General features: G+C 50.7%; 23 protein-coding genes and 1 pseudogene. 12 read left to right on the forward strand and 12 right to left on the reverse strand.

Translation table 11 applies throughout. The features are described from left to right. Window positions 1–279: 279 nt before the first annotated feature. Window positions 280–1,485, forward strand: a complete 1,206-nt coding sequence (gltS, locus tag A7098_RS14025) for a sodium/glutamate symporter (protein ID WP_000468835.1) — start codon at window positions 280–282, stop codon at window positions 1,483–1,485. A 187-nt stretch (window positions 1,486–1,672) separates the two neighbouring features. Here gltS and recG read toward each other — a convergent pair whose 3' ends face one another. Genes recG through gmk form a run of 5 tightly spaced genes read right to left on the reverse strand, consistent with a single transcriptional unit; the run spans window position 1,673 to window position 7,536 of the window. Beyond that, complete coding sequence (gene recG, locus A7098_RS14030) at window positions 1,673–3,754, reverse strand: ATP-dependent DNA helicase RecG (protein ID WP_032226836.1); 2,082 nt, start codon at window positions 3,752–3,754, stop codon at window positions 1,673–1,675. A gap of 5 nt (window positions 3,755–3,759) precedes the next feature. Further along, window positions 3,760–4,449, reverse strand: coding sequence for a tRNA (guanosine(18)-2'-O)-methyltransferase TrmH (gene trmH / locus A7098_RS14035; RefSeq protein WP_001070182.1), 690 nt, complete (start codon window positions 4,447–4,449; stop codon window positions 3,760–3,762). Window positions 4,450–4,455: 6 nt separating this feature from the next. Continuing rightward, window positions 4,456–6,564, reverse strand: coding sequence for a bifunctional GTP diphosphokinase/guanosine-3',5'-bis pyrophosphate 3'-pyrophosphohydrolase (gene spoT, locus A7098_RS14040; protein WP_000280472.1), 2,109 nt, complete (start codon window positions 6,562–6,564; stop codon window positions 4,456–4,458). A gap of 18 nt (window positions 6,565–6,582) precedes the next feature. After that, window positions 6,583–6,858 (reverse strand): DNA-directed RNA polymerase subunit omega, encoded by a 276-nt coding sequence (gene rpoZ / locus A7098_RS14045; RefSeq protein WP_000135057.1) that lies wholly within the window; start codon window positions 6,856–6,858, stop codon window positions 6,583–6,585. A 54-nt stretch (window positions 6,859–6,912) separates the two neighbouring features. Further along, entirely contained in the window at window positions 6,913–7,536 is a 624-nt protein-coding gene (gene gmk / locus A7098_RS14050; RefSeq protein ID WP_010344504.1) for a guanylate kinase, read from the reverse strand. A 257-nt stretch (window positions 7,537–7,793) separates the two neighbouring features. On the opposite strand from gmk, the gene ligB reads away from it, so the two are divergent. Next, on the forward strand, window positions 7,794–9,479 hold the full coding sequence (gene ligB, locus A7098_RS14060) for an NAD-dependent DNA ligase LigB (RefSeq protein WP_105280968.1): 1,686 nt from the start codon (window positions 7,794–7,796) through the stop codon (window positions 9,477–9,479). Here ligB and A7098_RS14065 read toward each other — a convergent pair. Together A7098_RS14065 and A7098_RS14070 are read right to left on the reverse strand one after the other, a co-directional pair. Further along, the gene (locus A7098_RS14065) at window positions 9,476–10,093 is read right to left on the reverse strand and encodes a trimeric intracellular cation channel family protein (RefSeq protein ID WP_000924289.1); all 618 of its coding nucleotides are present in this window, start codon (window positions 10,091–10,093) and stop codon (window positions 9,476–9,478) included. The two genes, ligB and A7098_RS14065, sit on opposite strands and share 4 nt — an antisense overlap. A 249-nt stretch (window positions 10,094–10,342) precedes the next feature. Next, window positions 10,343–11,206: a YicC/YloC family endoribonuclease gene (locus A7098_RS14070; protein WP_105280969.1), complete on the reverse strand. Its 864-nt coding sequence runs from the start codon at window positions 11,204–11,206 to the stop codon at window positions 10,343–10,345. Between the two features lie 126 nt (window positions 11,207–11,332). Here A7098_RS14070 and rph point away from each other — a divergent pair, with 126 nt between their 5' ends. Beyond that, window positions 11,333–12,049, forward strand: a complete 717-nt coding sequence (rph, locus tag A7098_RS14080; protein WP_001247086.1) for a ribonuclease PH — start codon at window positions 11,333–11,335, stop codon at window positions 12,047–12,049. A 65-nt stretch (window positions 12,050–12,114) separates the two neighbouring features. Beyond that, the gene (gene pyrE, locus A7098_RS14085; RefSeq protein ID WP_105280970.1) at window positions 12,115–12,756 is read left to right on the forward strand and encodes an orotate phosphoribosyltransferase; all 642 of its coding nucleotides are present in this window, start codon (window positions 12,115–12,117) and stop codon (window positions 12,754–12,756) included. 36 nt (window positions 12,757–12,792) lie between these two features. Here pyrE and slmA read toward each other — a convergent pair whose 3' ends face one another. The 3 genes from slmA to coaBC all read right to left on the reverse strand — a co-directional run bounded on the left by slmA (window position 12,793) and on the right by coaBC (window position 15,152). Further along, window positions 12,793–13,389 (reverse strand): nucleoid occlusion factor SlmA, encoded by a 597-nt coding sequence (gene slmA, locus A7098_RS14090; RefSeq protein WP_000818603.1) that lies wholly within the window; start codon window positions 13,387–13,389, stop codon window positions 12,793–12,795. A 106-nt stretch (window positions 13,390–13,495) separates the two neighbouring features. Beyond that, window positions 13,496–13,954 carry a dUTP diphosphatase gene (dut, locus tag A7098_RS14095; protein ID WP_000976070.1) on the reverse strand — a complete coding sequence of 153 codons (459 nt, stop codon included), beginning with the start codon at window positions 13,952–13,954 and terminating at the stop codon, window positions 13,496–13,498. After that, the gene (gene coaBC / locus A7098_RS14100; RefSeq protein WP_105280971.1) at window positions 13,932–15,152 is read right to left on the reverse strand and encodes a bifunctional phosphopantothenoylcysteine decarboxylase/phosphopantothenate--cysteine ligase CoaBC; all 1,221 of its coding nucleotides are present in this window, start codon (window positions 15,150–15,152) and stop codon (window positions 13,932–13,934) included. Before coaBC ends, dut begins: the two co-directional genes overlap by 23 nt. Before the next feature lie 171 nt (window positions 15,153–15,323). Between coaBC and radC the strand changes: the two genes are divergently transcribed. From radC to mutM, 4 genes are all read left to right on the forward strand, one after another. Beyond that, window positions 15,324–15,992, forward strand: a complete 669-nt coding sequence (radC, locus tag A7098_RS14105; RefSeq protein ID WP_010344500.1) for a DNA repair protein RadC — start codon at window positions 15,324–15,326, stop codon at window positions 15,990–15,992. 216 nt (window positions 15,993–16,208) lie between these two features. Further along, entirely contained in the window at window positions 16,209–16,445 is a 237-nt protein-coding gene (rpmB, locus tag A7098_RS14110) for a 50S ribosomal protein L28 (RefSeq protein WP_000091955.1), read from the forward strand. A 20-nt stretch (window positions 16,446–16,465) separates the two neighbouring features. After that, the gene (gene rpmG / locus A7098_RS14115; RefSeq protein WP_001051798.1) at window positions 16,466–16,633 is read left to right on the forward strand and encodes a 50S ribosomal protein L33; all 168 of its coding nucleotides are present in this window, start codon (window positions 16,466–16,468) and stop codon (window positions 16,631–16,633) included. Window positions 16,634–16,730: 97 nt separating this feature from the next. Continuing rightward, window positions 16,731–17,540 (forward strand): bifunctional DNA-formamidopyrimidine glycosylase/DNA-(apurinic or apyrimidinic site) lyase, encoded by an 810-nt coding sequence (gene mutM, locus A7098_RS14120; RefSeq protein ID WP_105280972.1) that lies wholly within the window; start codon window positions 16,731–16,733, stop codon window positions 17,538–17,540. A gap of 38 nt (window positions 17,541–17,578) precedes the next feature. Here mutM and coaD read toward each other — a convergent pair whose 3' ends face one another. Both coaD and waaA read right to left on the reverse strand, forming a co-directional pair. After that, complete coding sequence (coaD, locus tag A7098_RS14125) at window positions 17,579–18,058, reverse strand: pantetheine-phosphate adenylyltransferase (RefSeq protein WP_001171876.1); 480 nt, start codon at window positions 18,056–18,058, stop codon at window positions 17,579–17,581. 7 nt (window positions 18,059–18,065) lie between these two features. Further along, on the reverse strand, window positions 18,066–19,343 hold the full coding sequence (gene waaA, locus A7098_RS14130; protein ID WP_000891554.1) for a lipid IV(A) 3-deoxy-D-manno-octulosonic acid transferase: 1,278 nt from the start codon (window positions 19,341–19,343) through the stop codon (window positions 18,066–18,068). Window positions 19,344–19,754: 411 nt separating this feature from the next. On the opposite strand from waaA, the gene rfaQ reads away from it, so the two are divergent. From rfaQ to A7098_RS14150, 4 genes and pseudogenes are all read left to right on the forward strand, one after another. Beyond that, window positions 19,755–20,819 carry a lipopolysaccharide core heptosyltransferase RfaQ gene (rfaQ, locus tag A7098_RS14135; protein ID WP_071995211.1) on the forward strand — a complete coding sequence of 355 codons (1,065 nt, stop codon included), beginning with the start codon at window positions 19,755–19,757 and terminating at the stop codon, window positions 20,817–20,819. 2 nt (window positions 20,820–20,821) lie between these two features. Beyond that, on the forward strand, window positions 20,822–21,946 hold the full coding sequence (rfaG, locus tag A7098_RS14140; protein WP_000634282.1) for a lipopolysaccharide glucosyltransferase I: 1,125 nt from the start codon (window positions 20,822–20,824) through the stop codon (window positions 21,944–21,946). Then, window positions 21,939–22,736 carry a lipopolysaccharide core heptose(I) kinase RfaP gene (rfaP, locus tag A7098_RS14145; RefSeq protein ID WP_000229845.1) on the forward strand — a complete coding sequence of 266 codons (798 nt, stop codon included), beginning with the start codon at window positions 21,939–21,941 and terminating at the stop codon, window positions 22,734–22,736. The genes rfaG and rfaP overlap by 8 nt, the downstream gene beginning before the upstream one ends. A gap of 36 nt (window positions 22,737–22,772) precedes the next feature. After that, a pseudogene (locus A7098_RS14150) lies at window positions 22,773–22,969 on the forward strand (lipopolysaccharide biosynthesis protein); the annotation flags it as partial.

Raw genomic sequence — 22,969 nt, forward strand, 5'->3', positions numbered from 1 at the left:
CGAAAACAATCCCGTGGTGGCAAAGCGGGCATTTTAGCTGACCGAAAGGTAAAAGCAAACGTTTGCCATGCATTCTTCTAAATATTTAAATGCGATAAATGCACTTTTTTATATAACTTTTGGTTGTTTTCTGCTTAAAATCCATGCCATTTTTTTATTTTCAGCTGAGAATTCGAACCGGGATAGCATGACTCGATACTCGTCATATTTCGCCCTAATGCACATGCGCGATGAAGTATGACGAGTGTGAAAGAGTGGTGCGGACACAAAGGAGTAACTATGTTTCATCTCGATACTTTAGCAACGCTTGTTGCAGCAACCCTGACGTTGCTGCTCGGGCGCAAGTTGGTCCATTCCGTCTCCTTTCTGAAGAAATACACTATACCTGAACCGGTTGCCGGAGGGTTGCTGGTGGCACTGGCGCTGCTGGTGCTGAAAAAAAGTATGGGCTGGGAAGTTAATTTTGATATGTCCCTGCGCGATCCGTTGATGCTGGCATTCTTCGCAACCATTGGTCTGAATGCCAATATTGCCAGCCTGCGTGCCGGTGGGCGTGTGGTGGGGATTTTCCTCATCGTGGTTGTTGGCTTACTGGTGATGCAAAATGCCATCGGCATTGGGATGGCTAGCCTGTTAGGGCTTGATCCGCTGATGGGGCTGCTGGCCGGTTCTATTACGCTTTCCGGCGGCCACGGTACAGGTGCTGCGTGGAGTAAATTGTTCATTGAACGTTATGGCTTCACCAACGCGACGGAAGTGGCGATGGCTTGTGCAACGTTTGGTCTGGTGTTGGGCGGCTTGATTGGGGGGCCGGTGGCGCGGTATCTGGTGAAGCACTCCACCACGCCAAACGGTATTCCGGATGACCAGGAAGTCCCAACGGCGTTTGAAAAGCCGGACGTTGGGCGCATGATCACCTCGCTGGTGCTGATTGAAACCATCGCGCTGATTGCTATCTGTCTGACTGTGGGGAAAATTGTTGCGCAACTTTTGGCTGGCACAGCTTTTGAATTGCCAACCTTCGTTTGCGTGCTGTTTGTGGGTGTGATTCTGAGTAACGGTCTGTCAATGATGGGCTTTTACCGCGTCTTTGAGCGTGCGGTATCGGTGTTGGGTAACGTAAGTCTGTCGTTGTTCCTGGCGATGGCGTTGATGGGGCTGAAACTTTGGGAGCTGGCTTCGCTGGCGCTGCCGATGCTGGCGATTCTGGTCGCACAGACCATCTTCATGGCGTTGTACGCCATCTTTGTCACCTGGCGCATGATGGGCAAAAACTACGATGCGGCGGTGCTGGCTGCGGGTCACTGTGGTTTTGGCCTTGGTGCAACGCCCACGGCAATTGCCAACATGCAGGCGATTACCGAACGCTTTGGCCCGTCGCACATGGCCTTCCTGGTGGTGCCGATGGTCGGTGCGTTCTTTATCGATATCGTTAACGCGCTGGTGATTAAGCTGTATTTGATGTTGCCGATTTTTGCGGGGTAACCGATGAAGCGGCGGTATAAGTGCCGCCGCAACAAAGACAAATGCCTGATACGCTTCGCTTATCTGGCCTACGTAATAATTCTCAATTTATTGATTTTGTGAGTTTTTTGTAGGCCGGATAAGGCGTTCACGCCGCATCCGGCAGGAAGGTAGATCAATCTAAACGGCAGTCTTCTCTCCGCCGTCTTTATGCGTTCGAGTAGCGTTCCGTCTCCGGCATCCAGCGTTCTATCAGGGCTTTTGCCTGTTGTGGGTAACGTTCATGAATATGCCGTGCCAGGCGCTGAACTTCCGGGATCATGGCCTGATCGCGCAGTAAATCTGCCACTTTAAATTCGGCATTACCCGTCTGACGCGTACCTAACAGTTCGCCAGGACCGCGAATCTCTAAATCTTTCTGTGCAATCACAAATCCGTCGCTGCTGTCACGCAGCACTTGCAGGCGAATTTGCGCCGTTTTGGAGAGTGGCGTTTTGTAGAGCAGCACGCAGTGAGAAGCCACCGCGCCACGTCCCACGCGCCCGCGAAGCTGGTGTAACTGCGCCAGACCCAGACGCTCCGGGTTTTCGATAATCATCAGACTGGCGTTAGGCACATCAACACCGACTTCAATAACGGTAGTGGCAACCAGCAGGTGTAGCTCACCTTGTTTAAACGATGCCATCACCGCCTGCTTCTCGGCAGGTTTCATCCGCCCGTGTACCAGGCCAACGTTCAACTCTGGTAGCGCCAGTTTCAACTCTTCCCACGTGGCTTCGGCTGCCTGCGCTTCCAGTAATTCCGATTCTTCAATCAATGTACAAACCCAGTACGCCTGACGACCTTCAGTCATGCAGGCGTGACGCACGCGGTCAATGATGTCGTTACGACGCGTATCCGGGATTGCCACTGTCGTCACCGGGGTACGCCCTGGCGGCAGTTCATCAATGACCGAGGTATCGAGATCGGCATAGGCGGTCATTGCCAGCGTGCGGGGGATCGGCGTGGCGGTCATGATTAACTGATGCGGATGGAACCCTTGCTGCTGGCCTTTCTCCCATAACGCCAGGCGTTGATGCACACCAAAACGATGCTGTTCGTCGATAATCACCAGCGCCAGACCGTTAAATTGCACCTGTTCCTGGAAGATGGCGTGCGTACCAACAATCATCTGCACCTGACCGCTGGCGATGGCTTCTTGCTGAGCCAGTCGTGCTTTACCTTTCTGTTTACCGGCGAGCCAGCCCACTTCGATACCGAGCGGCTCAAACCAGTTGCGAAAGTTATTGGCGTGCTGTTCGGCGAGCAACTCGGTTGGTGCCATCAGCGCCACCTGTTTCCCGTGAGCAATTGCACGCAGCGCGGCAAGGGCAGCAACCAGCGTTTTACCGGAACCTACATCGCCTTGCACCAGACGCATCATCGGAACATCGAGCGCCATATCGCGCTCGATTTCCGCCACCACACGTGCCTGAGCACCCGTTGGTTTGAACGGTAAGGCGGCAAGGAGTTTATTTTTCAGCGAGTCATTGGCGCTAAGCGGTTGGGCATGAAAACGTTGTGCTCCAGCGCGTAACGCCAACATACTGAGGTTGTGCGCCAGCAGTTCTTCCAGAATCAGACGACGTTGTGCCGGATGCTGCCCGCTTTCCAGATCGCTAAGTTGCAGCGTCGGCGGCGGGCGATGCAGAGTTCTCAAGGCTTCCGGCAGCGTCATCATCCCCTGTGACAGTTCCGGCGGCAACAGTTCTTCAATAGCGCAGGTATCCAGCAGATCCAGCGCCTGGTCGGTTAATTTACGTAGCGTTGCCTGTTTAACGCCTTCAGTCGTTGGGTAAACCGGCGTGAGCGTTTCCTGTAGCTCCGGAGTACTGAGATCACCCTGTACGCGATATTCCGGATGGATCATCTCCGCGCCATATTTGCCGCGCTTTGCTTCGCCGTAGGCCAGCACACGTCGTCCCGTCGCCAGGCTATTTTTCATCGCCGCGCTGAAGTTGAAAAAGCGCATGGTGAGAATGCCGGAACCGTCGCTAATCTGGCAGGTCATCATCCGTCGACCGCCGAAGGAGATATTACAGTTCAGCACTTCGCCTTCAACCGTGGCATAAACGCCGGGTAGCAGCTCGCCAATGGGATAAAGATGGGTGCGATCTTCGTAGCGCAGGGGAAGGTGTAAGAGTAAATCCTGCACGGTATGCAGGTTGATTTTCGCCAGCTTGTTACTTTGTGCCGCGCCAACGCCCGTTAGGGAACTGAGCGGGACAGCATCTAACAGGCGACCTTTCATCGCACTTACCCTGCAGCCTGCATGGTGGCCCACCAGTCGGCATCAGCTTCGATCTCGCCTTGCTGATTGACGTGGGGGTAAGGCAGGCCTTTGCGTTTTGCGACTTTCGCCAGCACCGGATAGCCGCCTTCAAACAGCAGGCGTTGTTGTTCTGATTCCGGTAACATGCTGTTTTCACGAAGGTACATGCCTGCGTTTTGCCGCTGACGTTGGGCTTCGTAAAGAATGAGTGCCGATGCGACGGAGACGTTCAGCGACTGCACCATGCCGATCATCGGGATAATGATGTCCTGATCCGCCAGTGCTAACGCTTCCTGCGTGATGCCCGTTTTCTCCTGACCCATCAAAATACAGGTCGGGCGGGTGTAATCAATTTCGCGAAAATCGACGGCGTTATCAGAAAGATGTGTAGCCAGAATCTGCATTCCCTGGCCTTTCAGATGGGCGACGGCATCGCCAATGGTGCGGTGCGTTTTCACCTGTACCCAACTGTTGCTGCCAGCCGCAGCCGAAGCCATAGTGCGCATCCGGCTGCCAGGCCAGACGGCATGAACTTCATGTACGCCAACGGCATCTGCGGTACGAATAATCGCAGAAACGTTATGGGGTTTGTGAACCTGTTCCATGCAGACGGTCAGGTCAGGCTGCCGCCTGGCGAGCATTTCACAGATGCGTGCATAACGTGTTGGGTTCATAAAACATTAATTTCTGTTTCGGGTGACTTTAATCACGTCTGGCATCACACGGATTTTGCGCATGATATTTGCCAGATGTACGCGATCCCGGGCGGTCAGGCGAATAAAGGCACTATAGACGCGACCATCTTTCTCTTCCGTATTCAAACTTTGAATATTGGAATTGGTTGTGTTGATCGCCGCAGTCAGGTTTGCCAGCGCACCCTGATGGTTGAACATTTCCACCTTGATTTCAGTAATGAACTCCTGCGCCGTTTCTTTATCCCATTCTACAGCCATAAACTTCTCTGGCTCTTTCTGGTAGCCACGGATGTTACGGCAGGACTCATGGTGGATCACCAGACCTTTACCGGGGCTAACGTGGGCGATGATCGGGTCGCCGGGAATAGGGCGGCAGCATTTCGCAAAAGTGATCAACACGCCATCAGCGCCTTTAATCGGTAGATGCCCGTGGCTTTGGGTTGCTGGTGGAATGGAACCGTCTCCCTGCTGGAGATTCTTCGCTACCACTACGCTCATTGCATTGCCAAGACCGATTTCTGCCAGCAAATCGTCAAGTGTCGCCAGTTTCATGCGATCCAGTTCGCGCTGAATATTTTCCTGCGGGATTTCATTCAGCTTACGGCTGCCACCCAACGCGTGGTTGAGCAGGCGACGCCCCAGGCTAACGGAATCATCACGCTTGAGGTTTTTCAGCAACTGGCGGATTTTGGCGCGTGCTTTCGAGCTGACGACAAAGTTCAGCCAGGCGGCATTCGGGCGAGCGCCCGGCGCGGTAATGATTTCAACGGTTTGTCCGCTGGAGAGTGGCTGCGACAGCGGGTAAGGCTGGCGATCAACTCGCGCACCCACGCAGGCATGACCGATATCGGTATGCACCGCGTACGCGAAATCGACAGGCGTGGCACCGGCAGGCAGTTCGACAATGCGCCCTTCCGGTGTGAAAACGTAAATCTCATCCGGGAAGAGATCGGATTTAACGCTCTCGATAAATTCAAATGAGCTACCGGCGCTCTGTTGAAGCTCCAGCAGGCTCTGCATCCAACGCTGGGCGCGGATTTGCGCAGTGGTGCTGGTCTCGCCGTGCTCTTTATAAGCCCAGTGTGCGGCAACACCCATCTCCGCCATTTGATCCATATCTTCGGTACGGATCTGGACTTCAACCGGCACGCCGTGGGGGCCAATCATCGAGGTGTGCAAAGACTGATAGCCGTTCGCTTTTGGAATGGCGATATAGTCTTTCACGCGACCTGGACGCGGCTTATACAGGCTGTGCATCTGGCCGAGCACGCGATAACAGGTATCGGAATCATTGACGATCACGCGGAAGGCGTAGATATCCATGATTGAGTGAAAACGCTGCTCTTTGAGCACCATTTTGCAGTAAATCGAATAAAGATGTTTCTCGCGACCACTGACGCGGCACGGTATTCCCGCTTCCTGCAAGCGCCCTTCGATTTCTGAGAGGATTTTTTGGATCATCTCTTTACGGTTACCGCGCGCGGCTTTCACCACTTCTTTAATCACGCGGTAACGGTTGGGATACAGCGCCTCAAAACCCAACTCTTCGAGTTCGGTTTTAATGTGGTGGATACCTAAACGGTGTGCCAGCGGGCTGTATATTTCGAGAGTTTCACGGGCGATGCGGCGACGTTTGTCCGGGCGAAGTGAGCCCAGCGTGCGCATGTTGTGGGTACGGTCTGCGAGTTTGATGAGGATGACGCGGATATCCTGCACCATGGCCATAATCATCTTGCGAAAGTTTTCGGCCTGCGCCTCTTTCTTATCGCGGAACTTGAGTTTATCAAGTTTCGACACCCCCTCTACCAGCTCGGCGACGCTTTTGCCAAAAAGCTGTTCCATGTCCTGGTAGGTGGCGGGAGTATCTTCAATCACGTCATGAAGTAGCGCCGCCATTAGCGTTTCATAGTCGAGTTTCATCTCGGCCAGAATGCAGGCAACCGCTACCGGGTGCGTGATATAGGGTTCACCGCTTGAACGTGTTTGCCCCTCGTGAGCATCACGTGCAACGAGATACGCCTGCCGCAGACGCTTAATTTGGTCTTCTGGCAGGTAGTTTTGAATCAGTTGATTCAGGCTTTCAAACAGATACAAGGGCGACCCGCTTTGTGATTAACGACGACCTTCAGCAATAGCGGTAACGGCTTGAATTTCAGCGGCTTCCTGCTCTTGCTGTTCCTGGCGTTCGCGAACGTCGAGGATCTGGTTGTTGATCAGACCTTCTTCGATTTCGCGCAGCGCGATTACTGTGGTTTTATCGTTTTCTTCCGGTACTAGCGGATCCTTTCCGCCTACCTGCATCTGACGAGCGCGACGCGCGGCGACCAGTACCAGGTCAAAACGGTTACCAATTTTCTCTACAGCGTCCTGAACAGTTACGCGTGCCATACTTAAAAAGCTCCACAGGTGAAGAAATGACTGGGCATGATACTGAAAGAAGGTTCAGTCTGCCAACAATTTGCTGATTAAAGCGTCATGACGTTGCTTTTGGCGACTCATGCGCAAGCGTTCGGCGCGAATAATGGTCTTCAGATCACCCAGTGCGGTGTCAAAATCATCATTCACAATCAAATAATCATATTCGGCGTAATGGCTCATTTCTGCAACTGCTTGCGCCATACGCTTTGCAATGACCTCTTCGCTGTCCTGACCGCGACCGCGTAGACGGCGATCCAGCTCGATTTTGGACGGCGGTAAAATAAAGATACTACGCGCATGTGGCATCTTCTGGCGAATTTGTTGCGCGCCCTGCCAGTCGATATCCAGAAAAACATCTACGCCACTTGCCAGTACTTGCTCAATGGCTTCGCGCGAAGTGCCATAGTAATTACCGAACACTTCCGCGTGCTCAAGGAATGCATCTCTGCTAATCATCTCTTTAAATTCATCATGATTAACAAAGAAGTAATGCTCACCGTGTACTTCACCTGGACGCGGTGCGCGCGTGGTGTGTGAAACAGAAACCTGGGTGTCATACAACGGTTGGGTTTTTAATAAAGCCTGAATCAGGCTGGATTTACCCGCGCCACTGGGGGCAGAAACAATATAAAGCGTGCCTTGAGCCATGAGTATCTTTCGTATGTGATTAGCGAAATAAAGCCTACATACGAGCTTATTATACACGGCGCGGTCACGTGACGTAGCCCTCGCTCATACTTTTTGCGCAAAGTTGTTGCGTTTTGCGTAGCTGTTTCCGCAATTCCCTGTCATTTACTGCAATCAGAACGATTCTCTGGAAGCGTCCTCGCACACTTCGTTTTTGCCACTCGGATTTACATTCACCACGTTGTATACCTGCCCGCCTGACTACAGCGGAGGTGATGATGAAAGTATGGATAGCGGTATTAATGGGGATTTTGTGCTGGCAATCATCGGCGCAGGCGGTCTGCCCAGCCTGGTCGCCCGCCAGAGCGCATGAAGAAATTTCCCGCCTGCAACAACAAATAAAACAGTGGGACGATGATTACTGGAGAGTAGGAAAAAGTGATGTGGAAGACAGTGTTTACGATCAGATAAGTGCCCGTCTTACGCAGTGGCAACGTTGTTTTGGTGAAGAGACGCATCGTGACGCCATGATGCCGCTTTTAAACGGCACGGTTATCCATCCGGTTGCGCATACGGGCGTACGTAAAATGGCGGATAAAAATGCGTTAAGACTGTGGATGCGTGAACGCAGCGATCTTTGGGTGCAACCAAAAGTTGATGGTGTTGCGGTAACTCTGGTCTACCGTGAGGGAAAACTGATTAAAGCGATCAGTCGTGGTAATGGCCTGAAGGGCGAAGACTGGACGCAGAAAGTTCGCTCGATTCCTTCTGTACCACAATCCGTCAGCGGACCTTTAGCCAACAGTACGCTGCAGGGCGAAATATTTCTCCAGCGTGAGGGGCATATCCAACAACAAATGGGGGGAATGAATGCGCGCTCGAAAGTCGCGGGCATGATGATGCGGCAGAACAATACTGACGCGCTAAATTCACTTGGCGTGTTTATCTGGGCGTGGCCGGATGGACCGCAGTTAATGACCGAGCGATTGCAACAGCTTGCAACCGCAGGGTTTAGTCTGACGCAGATGTACACTCGCGCAGTCAAAAATGCTGATGAGGTTGAGCGGATACGTAATGAGTGGTGGAAAACAGCGTTACCCTTTGTTACCGATGGTGTCGTTGTACGAGCGGCGAAAGAACCCGAATCCATCCATTGGCTACCGGGTCAGGCGAATTGGTTGGTGGCGTGGAAATATCAACCCGTGGCACAGGTTGCCGAAGTGAATGCGATTCAGTTTGCGGTGGGTAAGAGCGGCAAAATATCGGTGGTGGCGTCACTCGCGCCTGTCATGCTGGATGATAAAAAAGTTCAGCGGGTGAATATTGGTTCCGTCAGGCGCTGGCAGGAATGGGATATTGCGCCTGGCGATCAAATTCTCGTTAGTCTTGCCGGTCAGGGTATTCCACGCATTGACGATGTGGTCTGGCGCGGAACGGAACGTACTAAACCAATGCCGCCAGAAAACCGCTTTAATTCGTTGACCTGCTACTTTGCTTCTGATGTTTGTCAGGAGCAATTCATTTCACGGCTAGTCTGGCTGGGGTCAAAACAGGTTTTGGGGCTGGACGGCATTGGTGAAGCTGGCTGGCGTGCGCTGCATCAGACTCATCACCTTGAGCATATCTTTTCCTGGCTTCAGTTAACGCCAGAGCAATTGCAGAACACGCCGGGGATAGCGAAAAGCAAAAGCGAGCAGTTATGGCATCAGTTTAATCTGGCACGTAAGCAGCCTTTTACCCGCTGGGTGATGGCAATGGGAATACCCTTAACCCAGGCGGCGCTTAACGCCAGCGATTCCAGCACCTGGGAGCAAGTTTTGCAGAGAAGCGAACAGCATTGGCGGCAACTGCCAGAGACAGGACCTCGTCGTGCCAGCCAGGTTATTGAATGGAAAGATAATGGGCAAATCAAGATGCTGGGCAACTGGCTGGCTGCCCAGCAGGTCACAGGTTTTGTGCCTTAGTGACCTTCGTGGCTGTAGTAAAAGACGGGTAAACCCAGCTTAAGACGTAGCGCCAGCAAGCGAGCGAAAAAGCCAAACACCAGAGTGGAAATAATCACCACATCATGGTTAGAGACGTAGTGTTGCAACGCGATATAGAGTACGGCGGAGGCAAATGAAACCCCAGCATACAGCTCTTTCTGAAAGACCAGCGGGATGCGTTTACAGAACATGTCTCGCAAAACGCCGCCAAACACGCCGGTCGTCACCGCTGCGACAACGGCAATGATCGGACCGTGCCCCATATCCAGCGCGACTTGTGCACCAATAATAGAAAAAACTACCAGCCCGAGCGCATCAAGCACCAGAAAGACTTTGCGCAGATAAGGCATCACCGGGGCAACAATAGTGGTCAGTACGGCGGCTGTGGCAACAATAATCACATATTCCGGATGCTTGACCCAACCGAGCGGATAGTGGCCTAAAAGAATATCCCGCACTGAGCCACCACCGATTGCGGTGGCGGTCGCAATGATAATTACGCCAAATGTATCCATTCGGCGTCGCCCAGCCGCCAGCGCCCCCGTCATGGCTTCGGCGGTAATACCAACCAAATACAAAATGTGTAACAGCATGGTTCTCTCCCTAAAAATCTGTCTGGCAGGGTAGCGATTTGTGTGCATCGTCACGATTGAGATTTTTTAAGGTGAGTTTGGATTGATAATTTATAGTTATGTGAAATAGGTGCTTTCTGCAAAGCTAATGCATTTTTCTGATGTTGTGTTAAGAAAAATGCATTAGAAAAAGTATGGGATTTTTGACGTTTTTTAGGTAGATGTATGTAGAGCCGCTGAAATTAACAATGGCCTACAATGCGATGTCGCTTACTCGATATTCTGGATCTGTTCGCGCATCTGCTCAATCAACACCTTCAACTCAATCGCGGAGTTCGTCACTTCGGCATTGATAGATTTCGAAGCAAGAGTGTTCGACTCGCGGTTGAACTCTTGCATCATAAAGTCCAGACGACGACCAACGGCTTCTTTTTTCTTGAGAATGTTGTAGGTCTCTTTGACATGCGCTTCGAGGCGATCCAGTTCTTCGGCAACATCAATTCGTTGCGCCAGCAGCACCAGCTCTTGCTCCAGACGATTGTTCTCCAGCTGAACCTGAGCATCTTCCAGCTTCGCGACCAGACGTTCACGCTGCCATTGCAGAATTTCCGGCATATGGGCGCGCACTTTAGCTACTTCGGTGGTGACGCCTTCCAGACGCTGCTCGATCAACGCTTTCAGCGCCTGACCTTCGGTTTCGCGCGCGACGATAAAGTCGTCCAGCGTACCATCAAGAGCAGCAAGAATTTCAGCGGCAATAGCGTCGAGATCCTGTTCCTGGGCTGCCATTACGCCCGGCCAGCGCAGAATATCAACCGGGTTTATTTCCCCTTCGTCGCTCTGCATTTTTACCCAGTTCGCAGCAGTTACCAGCTGTTTAGCCAGTTTTTCGTTGAGAATCAGTTCTCCTTGTGCGCTGACATCTGGCTCATAGCGCAGGGTACATTCCACTTTACCGCGCGTCAGGCGAGAACGAATACGCTCGCGAACGACAGGTTCCAGGCTACGGAACTGCTCCGGCAGACGAAAGTAAGTTTCCAGATAACGCTGGTTTACCGAGCGCATTTCCCAGGTTGCGCTCCCCCATTCACCCTTGATTTCACGCCGGGCGTAGGCGGTCATACTGCGGATCATAGACGTTCCTGTTTATAAAAGGAGAGGTGGAAGGATTATAGCCATCGATGCCTTGTCAGGATAGGAATAACCGCCGGAAGTCCGTATAATGCGCAGCCACATTTGTTTCAAGCCGGAGATTTCAATATGCGTCCAGCAGGCCGTAGCAATAATCAGGTGCGCCCCGTTACCCTGACTCGTAACTATACAAAACATGCAGAAGGCTCGGTGCTGGTCGAATTTGGCGATACCAAAGTGTTGTGTACCGCCTCTATTGAAGAAGGCGTGCCTCGTTTCCTGAAAGGTCAGGGGCAAGGCTGGATCACCGCAGAATACGGTATGCTGCCGCGCTCTACCCACACTCGTAACGCTCGTGAAGCGGCGAAAGGTAAGCAGGGCGGACGCACGATGGAAATCCAGCGTCTGATTGCCCGTGCATTGCGTGCGGCGGTTGATTTGAAAGCGTTGGGTGAGTTCACCATTACGCTGGATTGCGACGTACTTCAGGCCGATGGCGGCACGCGCACTGCTTCAATCACTGGTGCCTGCGTGGCGCTGGCAGATGCACTGAATAAGCTGGTTGAGAATGGCAAACTGAAAACCAATCCGATGAAAGGCATGGTGGCAGCGGTTTCGGTGGGTATCGTTAACGGCGAAGCGATTTGCGATCTGGAATACGTCGAAGACTCTGCCGCAGAAACGGATATGAACGTAGTGATGACCGAAGATGGGCGCATCATTGAGGTTCAGGGTACGGCGGAAGGCGAGCCGTTCACTCACGAAGAACTCCTCACCTTGTTGGCGTTGGCCCGAGGGGGAATCGAATCCATTGTAGCGACGCAGAAAGCGGCGCTGGCAAACTGATTTTTAAGGCGACTGATGAGTCGCCTTTTTTTTGTCTGTAGAAAAGTAAGATGAGGAGCGAAGGCATGAAACCATATCAGCGCCAGTTTATTGAATTTGCGCTTGGCAAACAGGTATTAAAGTTTGGCGAGTTTACGCTGAAATCCGGGCGCAAAAGCCCCTATTTCTTCAACGCCGGGCTGTTTAATACCGGGCGCGATCTGGCACTGTTAGGCCGTTTTTACGCTGAAGCGTTGGTGGATTCTGGCATTGAGTTCGATCTGCTGTTTGGCCCGGCTTACAAAGGGATTCCGATTGCCACCACTACCGCTGTGGCGCTGGCGGAGCATCATGACCTTGACCTGCCATACTGCTTTAACCGCAAAGAAGCAAAAGACCACGGTGAGGGCGGCAATCTGGTCGGTAGCGCGTTACAAGGGCGCGTAATGCTGGTGGATGATGTGATCACCGCCGGGACGGCGATTCGCGAATCGATGGAAATTATTCAGGCCAATGGCGCTACGCTTGCTGGCGTGTTGATTTCGCTCGATCGTCAGGAACGTGGTCGCGGTGAAATTTCCGCGATTCAGGAAGTTGAGCGTGATTACAACTGCAAAGTGATCTCTATCCTCACTCTGAAAGACCTGATTGCTTACCTCGAAGAGAAGCCGGAAATGGCGGAGCATCTGGCGGCGGTTAAGGCTTATCGCGAAGAGTACGGGGTTTGATAAGAAACGCCGGATGGTAAGTCATCCGGCGTTATATTACTGCAACTGCGCGGCAATCAGCGGCCAGCGGGCGTCAAAGTCATCCGTCGGGCGATATTTAAACTCGCTACGAACAAAACGAGACAGCATACCTTCGCAAAACGCCAGAAGTTGGCTTGCCAGCAACGTTTCATCGGTGGTGTAACCTTCACCCTCACGCATTCTCTTTTCACGCAATACCTGACGCAGCTGCGCTTCGATACGCTCGAACAGTTGGTTGATGCGCCCTTGCAGGCGATCCTGTTCGAACATTAGCGCATGACCAGTGAGGATGCGGGTCAGGCCTGGATTACGTTCGCCGAAACCGAGAAGCAGCAACACAATCAGGCGCAGGCGCGCAGTAGTGTCCTTTTCATCTTTCAGAATCAGGTTAATACGAGTAATCAGGCTATCTTCGATAAACTCAATCAGGCTATCGAACATGCGGGTTTTACTGGGGAAGTGGCGATACAGAGCCGCTTCGGAAACGCCGACAGAGGCGGCCAGTTTCGCCGTCGTGATACGCTGGCTTCCATCGCTGGATTCCAACATCAACGCCAGAGACTGAAGTATTTCTTCGCGACGGTTCCTTTTCGCAGTTTGTTTTTCTGCCATGTTACAAAATACCCCTGAAAATAAGCACTTACCAGGCGGCACCCACGCTATGACCGCAAACGAAATGTTTGCGGCGATGTTATGACGTTATTTGGATGCGTATGCGTTACTGACGACCAGAGTGACCAAAGCCGCCTTCACCCCGATCAGTGGCGTCAAAATCTTCCACCAGATTAAATTCGGCCTGTACCACCGGAACAAAAATCATCTGCGCGATACGTTCGCCAGGTTGAATGGTGAAACTGTCCTGACCACGGTTCCACACGGAGATCATCAGCTGACCCTGATAGTCGGAATCGATCAATCCCACCAGGTTACCGAGCACGATACCGTGCTTATGGCCCAGCCCGGAGCGCGGCAGCATCATCGCCGCCAGTGAAGGGTCGGCAATATGAATCGCCAGTCCGGTCGGCACTAGTGTAGTGTCGCCCGGTGCCAGTTCTACGGCGTCGTCGAGACAGGCACGCAGGTCAAGTCCGGCAGAACCAGAAGTGGCATAAGTCGGGAGTGGAAATTCCTTCCCAACGCGCGGGTCCAGAATCTTAACGTCGATTTTCTTCATCATAACGGGTCACAATCTCGTCGAGTAATAATTGGCCAAGGAGCTCTTTTCGCTCAAGCGGTAAGATTTTATCGCCATCCTGCCAGAAAAGGTGTAATGCGTTTTTGTCGCTATTAAATCCCTGATTTTTTCTGGAAACATCGTTAGCGCAGATCAGATCAAGGTTTTTGCGGATACGTTTTTGCCGGGCGTATTCTTCCACATTATTTGTTTCGGCGGCAAATCCAACAACATAAGGCCTATGGTCTTTTAATGCGGCAACACCGGCGACGATATCGGGGTTTTTAACCATTTTTATTGTTAATTCATCACCCGGTGTGGCCTGCTTTTTGATTTTTTCGCTGGCAACGGTGGCTGCACGGTAATCCGCGACGGCGGCACAACCGATAAAGATATTTTGCTGTTGCACGGATGCCTTCACGGCGGCTTCCATCTCCAGTGCGGTTACCACATCAACACGTTTAACAAACGGTGGCGTCGGTAGTGAAACCGGGCCAGAAATCAGCGTGACGTTCGCGCCACGACGTGCAGCGGCTGCGGCAATGGCGAATCCCATCTTGCCGGAGCTGTGATTAGAGATATAACGCACCGGATCGAGCGGTTCACGTGTCGGGCCTGCGGTAATCATAATGTTCAGATGTTTCAAGTCGTTGACGGGCGAAAAATGGGCGACCGCCATATCAACAATGGTTAACGGATCGAGCATTCGCCCAGGGCCGACATCACCACAGGCCTGGCTGCCGCTATCGGGCCCCCAGATCAGCAAACCGCGCGAGGCAAGCACCTCTAAATTATGCTGGGTGGCAGCAGCACGATACATCTGTTGGTTCATCGCTGGCAGCACGGCAACAGGCGCAGGAGTCGCAAGGCAAATCGTCGATACCAAATCATTCGCCATACCGGCAGCAACGCGGGCAATCAAATCCGCCGTGGCTGGGGCAAGAATCACTAAATCAGCCCATTTACCCAGCTCAATGTGGCCCATTGCCGCTTCGGCTGCCGGATCCAGCAGACTGTCGGAAACGGGATACCCAGAAACCGCCTGCAAGCTAAGTGGGGTGATAAAGGCTTTTGCCGCTTCGGTCATGGCTACGCGGACGTCGGCCCCGCGATCGCGCAAACGACGCACCAGTTCAGGGGTTTTATAGGCAGCAATACCGCCGCTGACGCCGAGAACGATTTTTTTACCGGCCAGGCTCATGATGATTTTTCCTGTAGGGTGACACCAGAAGTTGGCGATTTTATCACAATACTTTTGTTGTCGTGCCTTCACCTGAGAATCACTTTGCGAGGCGCTTTCCAGGATTGAAAACTGGCCGTCGATTTAACGGAACGGCTATGACAGGATGCGAGCATCACAAAGGAGGTGAAGGTGAAAAACAATGCACAGCTGTTGATGCCACGCGAAAAAATGTTGAAGTTTGGCATTGGTGCGTTAACGGATGTCGAGCTGCTGGCGTTATTTCTGCGTACAGGAACGCGCGGTAAAGATGTGTTAACCCTGGCAAAAGAGATGCTGGAGAATTTCGGCTCTCTTTACGGCTTGTTAACCTCTGAATATGAACAATTTAGTGGGGTTCATGGAATTGGCGTGGCGAAATTTGCCCAGTTAAAGGGGATTGCCGAACTGGCGCGGCGTTACTACAACGTGCGGATGCGTGAAGAAAGCCCGTTACTCAGCCCGGAGATGACGAGGGAATTTTTACAAAGCCAGCTCACGGGCGAAGAGCGGGAGATCTTTATGGTGATCTTTCTCGACTCACAACACCGGGTTATAACGCATAGCCGTCTTTTTTCCGGCACGCTAAACCATGTTGAAGTCCATCCTCGGGAAATTATCCGCGAAGCGATAAAAATAAACGCCTCGGCGCTGATCCTTGCGCATAATCACCCTTCGGGTTGTGCTGAACCCAGTAAAGCGGATAAACTCATCACCGAACGGATAATAAAAAGTTGTCAGTTCATGGAATTACGCGTGCTCGACCATATCGTGATTGGGCGTGGAGAATATGTTTCTTTTGCCGAACGCGGCTGGATTTAACCCGCTATGCGCGATCCTTCGGGATCTTTGTCTGTTCGGGACTTGAGCACATCGCCGAGTCAGCGTATACTACGCCACCTTTGAGAATCTCGGGTTTGGCATTTGGGCCTGGCAATCGAGAGTTCACATAGAACTGCGATGACCGGGCTGTAAAGCCTGACGAGGCGCCAATACCCCATACGAAGCTCGAGCTAATTTGATTTTTGGAGAATAGACATGTCCCGAGTCTGCCAAGTTACTGGCAAGCGTCCGGTGACCGGTAACAACCGTTCCCACGCACTGAACGCGACTAAACGCCGTTTCCTGCCGAACCTGCACTCTCACCGTTTCTGGGTTGAGAGCGAGAAGCGTTTTGTCACCCTGCGCGTATCTGCTAAAGGTATGCGTGTAATCGATAAAAAAGGCATCGATACAGTTCTGGCTGAACTGCGTGCCCGTGGCGAAAAGTACTAAGTACTTAGAGGAAATAAATCATGGCTAAAGGTATTCGTGAGAAAATCAAGCTGGTTTCTTCTGCTGGTACTGGTCACTTCTATACCACTACGAAGAACAAACGTACTAAGCCGGAAAAACTGGAACTGAAAAAATTCGATCCAGTTGTTCGCCAGCACGTGATCTACAAAGAAGCGAAAATTAAATAATTCTCGCTTTAATGTAACGAAAAACCTCGCTCCGGCGGGGTTTTTTGTTATCTGTTTGCCCCCATATTGACTGCATCTGTTCATTCCTGGAGATGCTATGCCTGAATTACCCGAAGTTGAAACCAGCCGTCGCGGGATAGAACCGCATCTCGTTGGTGCAACTATTCTTCATGCGGTGGTGCGCAATGGACGCTTGCGCTGGCCGGTTTCGGAAGAAATCTACCGTTTAAGCGACCAACCAGTGCTTAGCGTGCAGCGCCGGGCTAAATATCTGCTGCTGGAGTTGCCAGAGGGCTGGATTATCATTCATCTGGGTATGTCTGGCAGCCTGCGCATCCTTCCAGAAGAACTTCCCCCTGAAAAGCATGACCATGTTGATTTGGTGATGAGCAACGGCAAAGTGCTGCGCTATACCGATCCGCGCCGCTTTGGCGCCTGGCTGTGGGCCAAAGAACTGGAAGGGCACAATGTGCTGGCCCATCTTGGGCCGGAGCCGCTTAGCGACGATTTCAATGGCGAATACCTACATCAGAAGTGCGCGAAGAAAAAAACGGCGATTAAACCCTGGCTGATGGATAACAAGCTGGTGGTGGGTGTGGGAAATATCTACGCCAGCGAATCACTGTTTGCTGCGGGGATCCATCCTGATCGGCTGGCATCGTCTCTGTCGCTGGCTGAGTGTGAATTGTTGGTGCGAGTGACTAAGGCAGTGCTACTGCGTTCTATTGAACAGGGCGGCACGACGCTGAAAGATTTTCTACAAAGTGACGGTAAACCGGGTTATTTCGCTCAGGAATTGCAGGTTTACGGGCGTAAAGGCGAGCCGTGCCGGGTGTGCGGTACGCCGATTGTGGCGACTAAACATGCGCAGCGGGCGACGTTTTATTGCAGGCGGTGCCAGAAGTAATTCATGCGCGCCGGATGGCATACCATCCGGCATAAATGCTACGCTAACTTCGCCATCAGCGCCTGATGGACATTCTCCGGCAGGAAATGGGTGACATCACCCTGATGGCGAGCCACCTCTTTGACCAGCGATGAAGAGATAAACGACCACTCTTTTGAAGGCATCAAAAAGACACTTTCCAGTTCCGGCATTAAGTGGCGATTCATATGCGCCAGCTGCATTTCATATTCAAAATCCGCCACCGCACGCAGACCACGAATCAGCACCGTAGCGTGTTGATTACGCGCGAAGTTTGCCATCAAATCACTAAACCCGACCACTTCCACGTTTCCCAGATGCGCGGTTGCCTGCTGTGCCAGTACCACGCGCTCTTCCAGGGTAAACATCGGTTTTTTACTGGGGCTGGCGGCAATCGCCAGAATAACGTGATCGAACATCTGCGTGGCGCGCGTCACGATATCGATATGACCATTGGTAATGGGATCGAAAGTACCCGGATAAATCGCCCGTTTTTGCATAACAACCTCAATGCGTTTTCGGTGGCAGGTAAGGTTCCAGCAGTTGAAGCAGACGCTGCAGCGCGCCCTGGTTTTGATACAGCACTTCAACGGCATGACGGCCATAAAAACTACGGTAATCGGCGTCGGTGAGTAAAGAGGATATCTCTTTTGCCAGCGACGCGGCATCAGTGACGGTAATCAGCCCGCTTGCCTGCTCCAGCCGTGCGCAAATGTCTTTAAAGTTAAAGGTATGCGGCCCCATCAGTACCGGAATAGCGTGTGCAGCAGCCTCCAGTGGGTTATGCCCACCTCGTTCAACCAGTGAACCGCCAACAAACGCGAGATCGGCAATGCCGTATAGCAACATCAGCTCGCCCATCGTATCGCCAACTACCACTTGTGTACTGGCGGAAGGGATTTCTCCGGAAGAGCGTGTGATATAGCTTAGTCCAGCCTGGCGGACCAGGTTAATCGCATCCGGGAAGCGTTCCGGATGACGTGGAACAAGAATGAGCAATAAATTAGGGAACTGCTTTAACAGCGCCTGATGCGCGGCAATTACCACGCTCTCTTCACCATCATGAGTACTGGTGGCAATCCATACCGGGCGATGTGGCGCCCACTGGCGGCGCAGCGTCACTGCTTTAGCAGCCAGTTGTGGTGTTACAGAAATATCGAATTTCAGGCTACCGGTAACGGTCACCTGATTATTTTTTGCGCCCAGCGCCACAAAACGTGCACCATCTTCTTCATTTTGGGCGGCAATCAGCGTAATACGACGCAGTAAGCGACGAACGAATTTGCCCAGTTTGGCGTAACCTGCCGCAGAGCGCGCAGAAAGTCGCGCGTTGGCGATGACCAGCGGAATTTTACGTTTATGTAGCGCCGCAATCAGGTTTGGCCACAACTCGGTTTCCATAATCAACACCAGTTTAGGGTCTACTTTATTAAGGAAACGGTTGAGCGCATCGGGCAGATCGTAAGGCAGATAAACGTGTTGAACATCCTTCCCAAACGCTGATTGTACGCGCTCCGAACCGGTTGGCGTCATGGTTGTAACGGTAATCGGCAAATCAGGGTAGCGATGACGCAGCGCGCGCACCAACGGGATCGCCGCCAGAGTTTCACCGACGGAGACGGAGTGCAGCATAATGCCGCCTGGTTTCAGCGGATGGCGGTAAAAACCGTAACGTTCACCCCAGCGTTTTCGATAGGCCGGAGCCTTACGTCCGCGCACCCAGAGCCGTATCCAGATCAACGGCTGAATAAGGTAGAGAAGGGCGGTGTAAAGCAATTCGAGCATAATAAATAGCTGACTTATGGATGTGCTGGGGATTCTATGTATTTAGCTGGGGCTTTACCATTACTTTTCCCGTTTTTGACTTAAATAGCTTCTGTTTGGTCTGAACTACCACGACATCTCCATTTTTTTTGTATTTTTATGCGATTCATTGAAGCCCGAACCAATTTGCAACTCTATATAGGCATCGTCCGTACCAGAATTATCTGCATGTGGTTTTTTATCTGCATGATTTTTATGATTAAAAACCATTTTGTGTATGAAAAACATTCGGGTCGGATTGCTGCGAAAGAAATGATACACTAGCACGCCAAAGTAAGTGCGTTATCAGTATTCAGGTAGCTGTTGAGCCTGGGGCGGTAGCGTGCTTTTTTCTGCTTAACTTAACCAGACAATCATACAAAAGAGTCGCTAGTGGAAAAGCCATTTCGAAATATCCTGGTCATAAAGATGCGATATCACGGAGATATGTTATTAACTACTCCTGTCATCAGTACGCTCAAGCAGAATTATCCCGATGCAAAAATCGATATGCTGCTTTATCAGGATACAATTCCTATTTTGTCTGAAAACCCGGAAATTAATACGCTCTATGGCATAAGCAATAAAGGTGCGGGAACATTCGATAAAATTAAAAATGTGCTTTCGTTGATAAAAACTCTGCGTGCGAATAATTATGACCTGGTCATTAATCTTACGGATCAATGGATGGTAGCACTGCTGGTGCGTTGTTTACCGGCACGTATGAAAATATCGCAACTTTATGGTCATCGGCAGCATAGTATTTGGAAAAAAAGCTTTACACACTTAGCGCCAATACACGGTACACATATTGTTGAGCGTAATTTATCGGTTCTTGAGCCATTAGGTATTACCGATTTCTACACCGACACAACAATGAGTTACGCCGATGATTGCTGGAAGAAAATGCGGCAGGAATTAGATGCTCTGGGCGTGAAAGATCATTATGTCGTCATCCAACCGACAGCTCGTCAGATATTTAAGTGCTGGGATAATGATAAGTTTTCTATGGTTATCGATGCTTTGCAACGGCGTGGTTATCAGGTTGTGCTGACCTGTGGGCCTTCGGCAGATGATCTCGCCTGTGTAGATGAAATAGCACAAGGCTGCCAAACAAAACCTATCACTGGCCTTGCAGGTAAAACACGGTTTCCTGAACTGGGTGCGTTAATTGATCATGCCGTACTCTTTATTGGCGTGGATTCTGCGCCAGGGCATATTGCGGCGGCGGTGAAGACGCCAGTTATTAGCCTATTTGGGGCCACTGATCATGTATTCTGGCGTCCATGGACCGATAATATTATTCAGTTCTGGGCGGGTAATTATCAACAAATGCCCACCCGGCACGAACTTGACCGCAACAAAAAATATCTTTCTGTTATTCCAGCGGAAGATGTCATTGCCGCTACGGAAAAGCTGTTGCCAGAAGATGCTCCTTCAGCTAACAGGAATGCATAATTATGATCGTGGCGTTTTGTTTATATAAATATTTTCCATTTGGTGGTCTACAGCGTGACTTTATGCGTATTGCGTCAACAGTTGCCGCACGGGGCCACCATGTTCGGGTATATACACAGTCGTGGGAAGGCGATTGTCCGGAAGCATTTGAGCTTATTCGCGTACCGGTTAAATCCCATACTAACCATGGACGTAATACAGAATATTATGCCTGGGTACAAAATCATCTCAAAGCGCATCCTGCTGATCGTGTCGTTGGGTTTAATAAGATGCCTGGGCTGGATGTCTATTTTGCCGCCGATGTCTGTTACGCTGAGAAAGTCGCGCAAGAAAAAGGTTTTTTCTATCGTTTAACATCACGCTATCGGCATTATGCCGCATTTGAGCGAGCGACTTTCGAACATGGTAAATCGACGAAACTCATGATGCTGACCGATAAGCAAATCGCCGATTTCCAGAAGCATTACCAGACTGAACCAGAACGTTTTCAAATTCTTCCCCCCGGCATCTATCCGGACAGGAAATACAGCGAGCAAATCCCAAACAGTCGTGAAATATATCGTCAGAAAAATGGCATAACCGAACAACAAAACTTATTGCTACAGGTTGGGTCAGATTTCGGTCGTAAAGGTGTGGATCGCTCAATTAAGGCTTTGGCATCGTTACCAGAATCATTACGCCACAATACGCTTTTGTTTGTCGTTGGTCAGGATAAACCACGCAAATTTGAAGTGCTGGCAGAAAAACTTGGGGTACGTAGCAACGTGCATTTCTTTTCCGGGAGGAATGACGTGTCTGAATTAATGGCTGCGGCAGATCTCTTACTGCATCCCGCTTACCAGGAAGCTGCCGGTATTGTTCTCCTTGAGGCGATCACCGCTGGATTACCTGTTTTGACAACCGCAGTATGTGGATACGCGCATTATATTGCAGATGCTAATTGTGGAGCGGTTATCGCGGAACCATTCCGTCAGGAAGAATTAAATGCGATCTTACGCAAAGCATTAACACAGTATTCGCTACGAATGGCCTGGGCGGAGAATGCTCGCCATTATGCAGATACTCAGGATTTGTACAGCCTGCCAGAGAAAGCCGCAGATATTATTACAGGTGGTTTAGATGGTTGAATTAAAAGAGCCGCTTGCCACACTTTGGCGTGGTAAAGATGCTTTTACAGAAGTTAAAAAACTGAATGGCGAAGTCTTTCGCGAACTAGAGACACGTCGAACATTACGCTTTGAATTGGCTGGGAAAAGCTATTTCCTTAAATGGCACAAAGGTACGACCTTAAAAGAAATTATAAAAAACCTGCTCTCATTGCGTATGCCCGTTTTAGGCGCAGACAGAGAGTGGCACGCTATTCATCGACTGCATGATGTCGGTGTTGATACGATGCACGGTATAGGGTTTGGTGAAAAAGGGTTAAATCCATTAACCCGTACATCATTTATTATTACCGAAGATCTTACTCCTACGATTAGCCTTGAAGATTATTGTGCAGATTGGACAGTTAATCCGCCTGATATATGTGTTAAGCGTATGCTGATTACACGAGTGGCAACTATGGTGCGTAAAATGCACGCAGCAGGAATAAATCATCGTGATTGTTATATCTGCCACTTTTTGCTTCATTTACCGTTCACTGGCCGGGAAGATGAATTAAAAATTTCGGTAATAGACCTGCATCGCGCGCAGATACGGGAAAAAGTCCCACGTCGTTGGCGGGATAAAGATTTGATTGGTCTATATTTTTCATCGATGAATATTGGCCTGACGCAGAGAGATATATGGCGATTTATGAAGGTTTATTTTGGGATGCCTTTACGAAAAATATTATCTCTTGAACGGAATTTATTGAACATGGCAAGCATTAAGGCCGAGCGTATTAAAGAGCGAACACAACGCAAAGGATTATAAAAATATTTATCAGTATGTACTGGAACTAACTTCATTATGACTATTTATTTTATAAACTGGGTTGCAGATTATGAATTAAAAATGATCCAGTACTTGAAAAAAAAGTATAAGATAAAAAATATAACAACTCCAAAAAAATACAACTGGATTAATAAGAAACTTTCGAAGTTAGGGATGGATAATGCATGGTTGGGACGATTATTCATAAAACATAATCTCAATTCTGTTAAAAA

This window comes from Escherichia sp. MOD1-EC7011, assembly GCF_002965005.1.
GTDB lineage: Bacteria > Pseudomonadota > Gammaproteobacteria > Enterobacterales > Enterobacteriaceae > Escherichia > Escherichia ruysiae.

Coding starts and splice junctions, on each gene's coding strand:
- gltS (WP_000468835.1), top strand. CDS start 280: ATGTTTCATCTCGATACTTTAGCAACGCTTGTTGCAGCAACCCTGACG.
- recG (WP_032226836.1), bottom strand. CDS start 3,754: ATGAAAGGTCGCCTGTTAGATGCTGTCCCGCTCAGTTCCCTAACGGGC.
- trmH (WP_001070182.1), bottom strand. CDS start 4,449: ATGAACCCAACACGTTATGCACGCATCTGTGAAATGCTCGCCAGGCGG.
- rpoZ (WP_000135057.1), bottom strand. CDS start 6,858: ATGGCACGCGTAACTGTTCAGGACGCTGTAGAGAAAATTGGTAACCGT.
- gmk (WP_010344504.1), bottom strand. CDS start 7,536: ATGGCTCAAGGCACGCTTTATATTGTTTCTGCCCCCAGTGGCGCGGGT.
- ligB (WP_105280968.1), top strand. CDS start 7,794: ATGAAAGTATGGATAGCGGTATTAATGGGGATTTTGTGCTGGCAATCA.
- A7098_RS14065 (WP_000924289.1), bottom strand. CDS start 10,093: ATGCTGTTACACATTTTGTATTTGGTTGGTATTACCGCCGAAGCCATG.
- A7098_RS14070 (WP_105280969.1), bottom strand. CDS start 11,206: ATGATCCGCAGTATGACCGCCTACGCCCGGCGTGAAATCAAGGGTGAA.
- rph (WP_001247086.1), top strand. CDS start 11,333: ATGCGTCCAGCAGGCCGTAGCAATAATCAGGTGCGCCCCGTTACCCTG.
- pyrE (WP_105280970.1), top strand. CDS start 12,115: ATGAAACCATATCAGCGCCAGTTTATTGAATTTGCGCTTGGCAAACAG.
- slmA (WP_000818603.1), bottom strand. CDS start 13,389: ATGGCAGAAAAACAAACTGCGAAAAGGAACCGTCGCGAAGAAATACTT.
- dut (WP_000976070.1), bottom strand. CDS start 13,954: ATGATGAAGAAAATCGACGTTAAGATTCTGGACCCGCGCGTTGGGAAG.
- coaBC (WP_105280971.1), bottom strand. CDS start 15,152: ATGAGCCTGGCCGGTAAAAAAATCGTTCTCGGCGTCAGCGGCGGTATT.
- rpmB (WP_000091955.1), top strand. CDS start 16,209: ATGTCCCGAGTCTGCCAAGTTACTGGCAAGCGTCCGGTGACCGGTAAC.
- rpmG (WP_001051798.1), top strand. CDS start 16,466: ATGGCTAAAGGTATTCGTGAGAAAATCAAGCTGGTTTCTTCTGCTGGT.
- mutM (WP_105280972.1), top strand. CDS start 16,731: ATGCCTGAATTACCCGAAGTTGAAACCAGCCGTCGCGGGATAGAACCG.
- coaD (WP_001171876.1), bottom strand. CDS start 18,058: ATGCAAAAACGGGCGATTTATCCGGGTACTTTCGATCCCATTACCAAT.
- waaA (WP_000891554.1), bottom strand. CDS start 19,343: ATGCTCGAATTGCTTTACACCGCCCTTCTCTACCTTATTCAGCCGTTG.
- rfaG (WP_000634282.1), top strand. CDS start 20,822: ATGATCGTGGCGTTTTGTTTATATAAATATTTTCCATTTGGTGGTCTA.
- rfaP (WP_000229845.1), top strand. CDS start 21,939: ATGGTTGAATTAAAAGAGCCGCTTGCCACACTTTGGCGTGGTAAAGAT.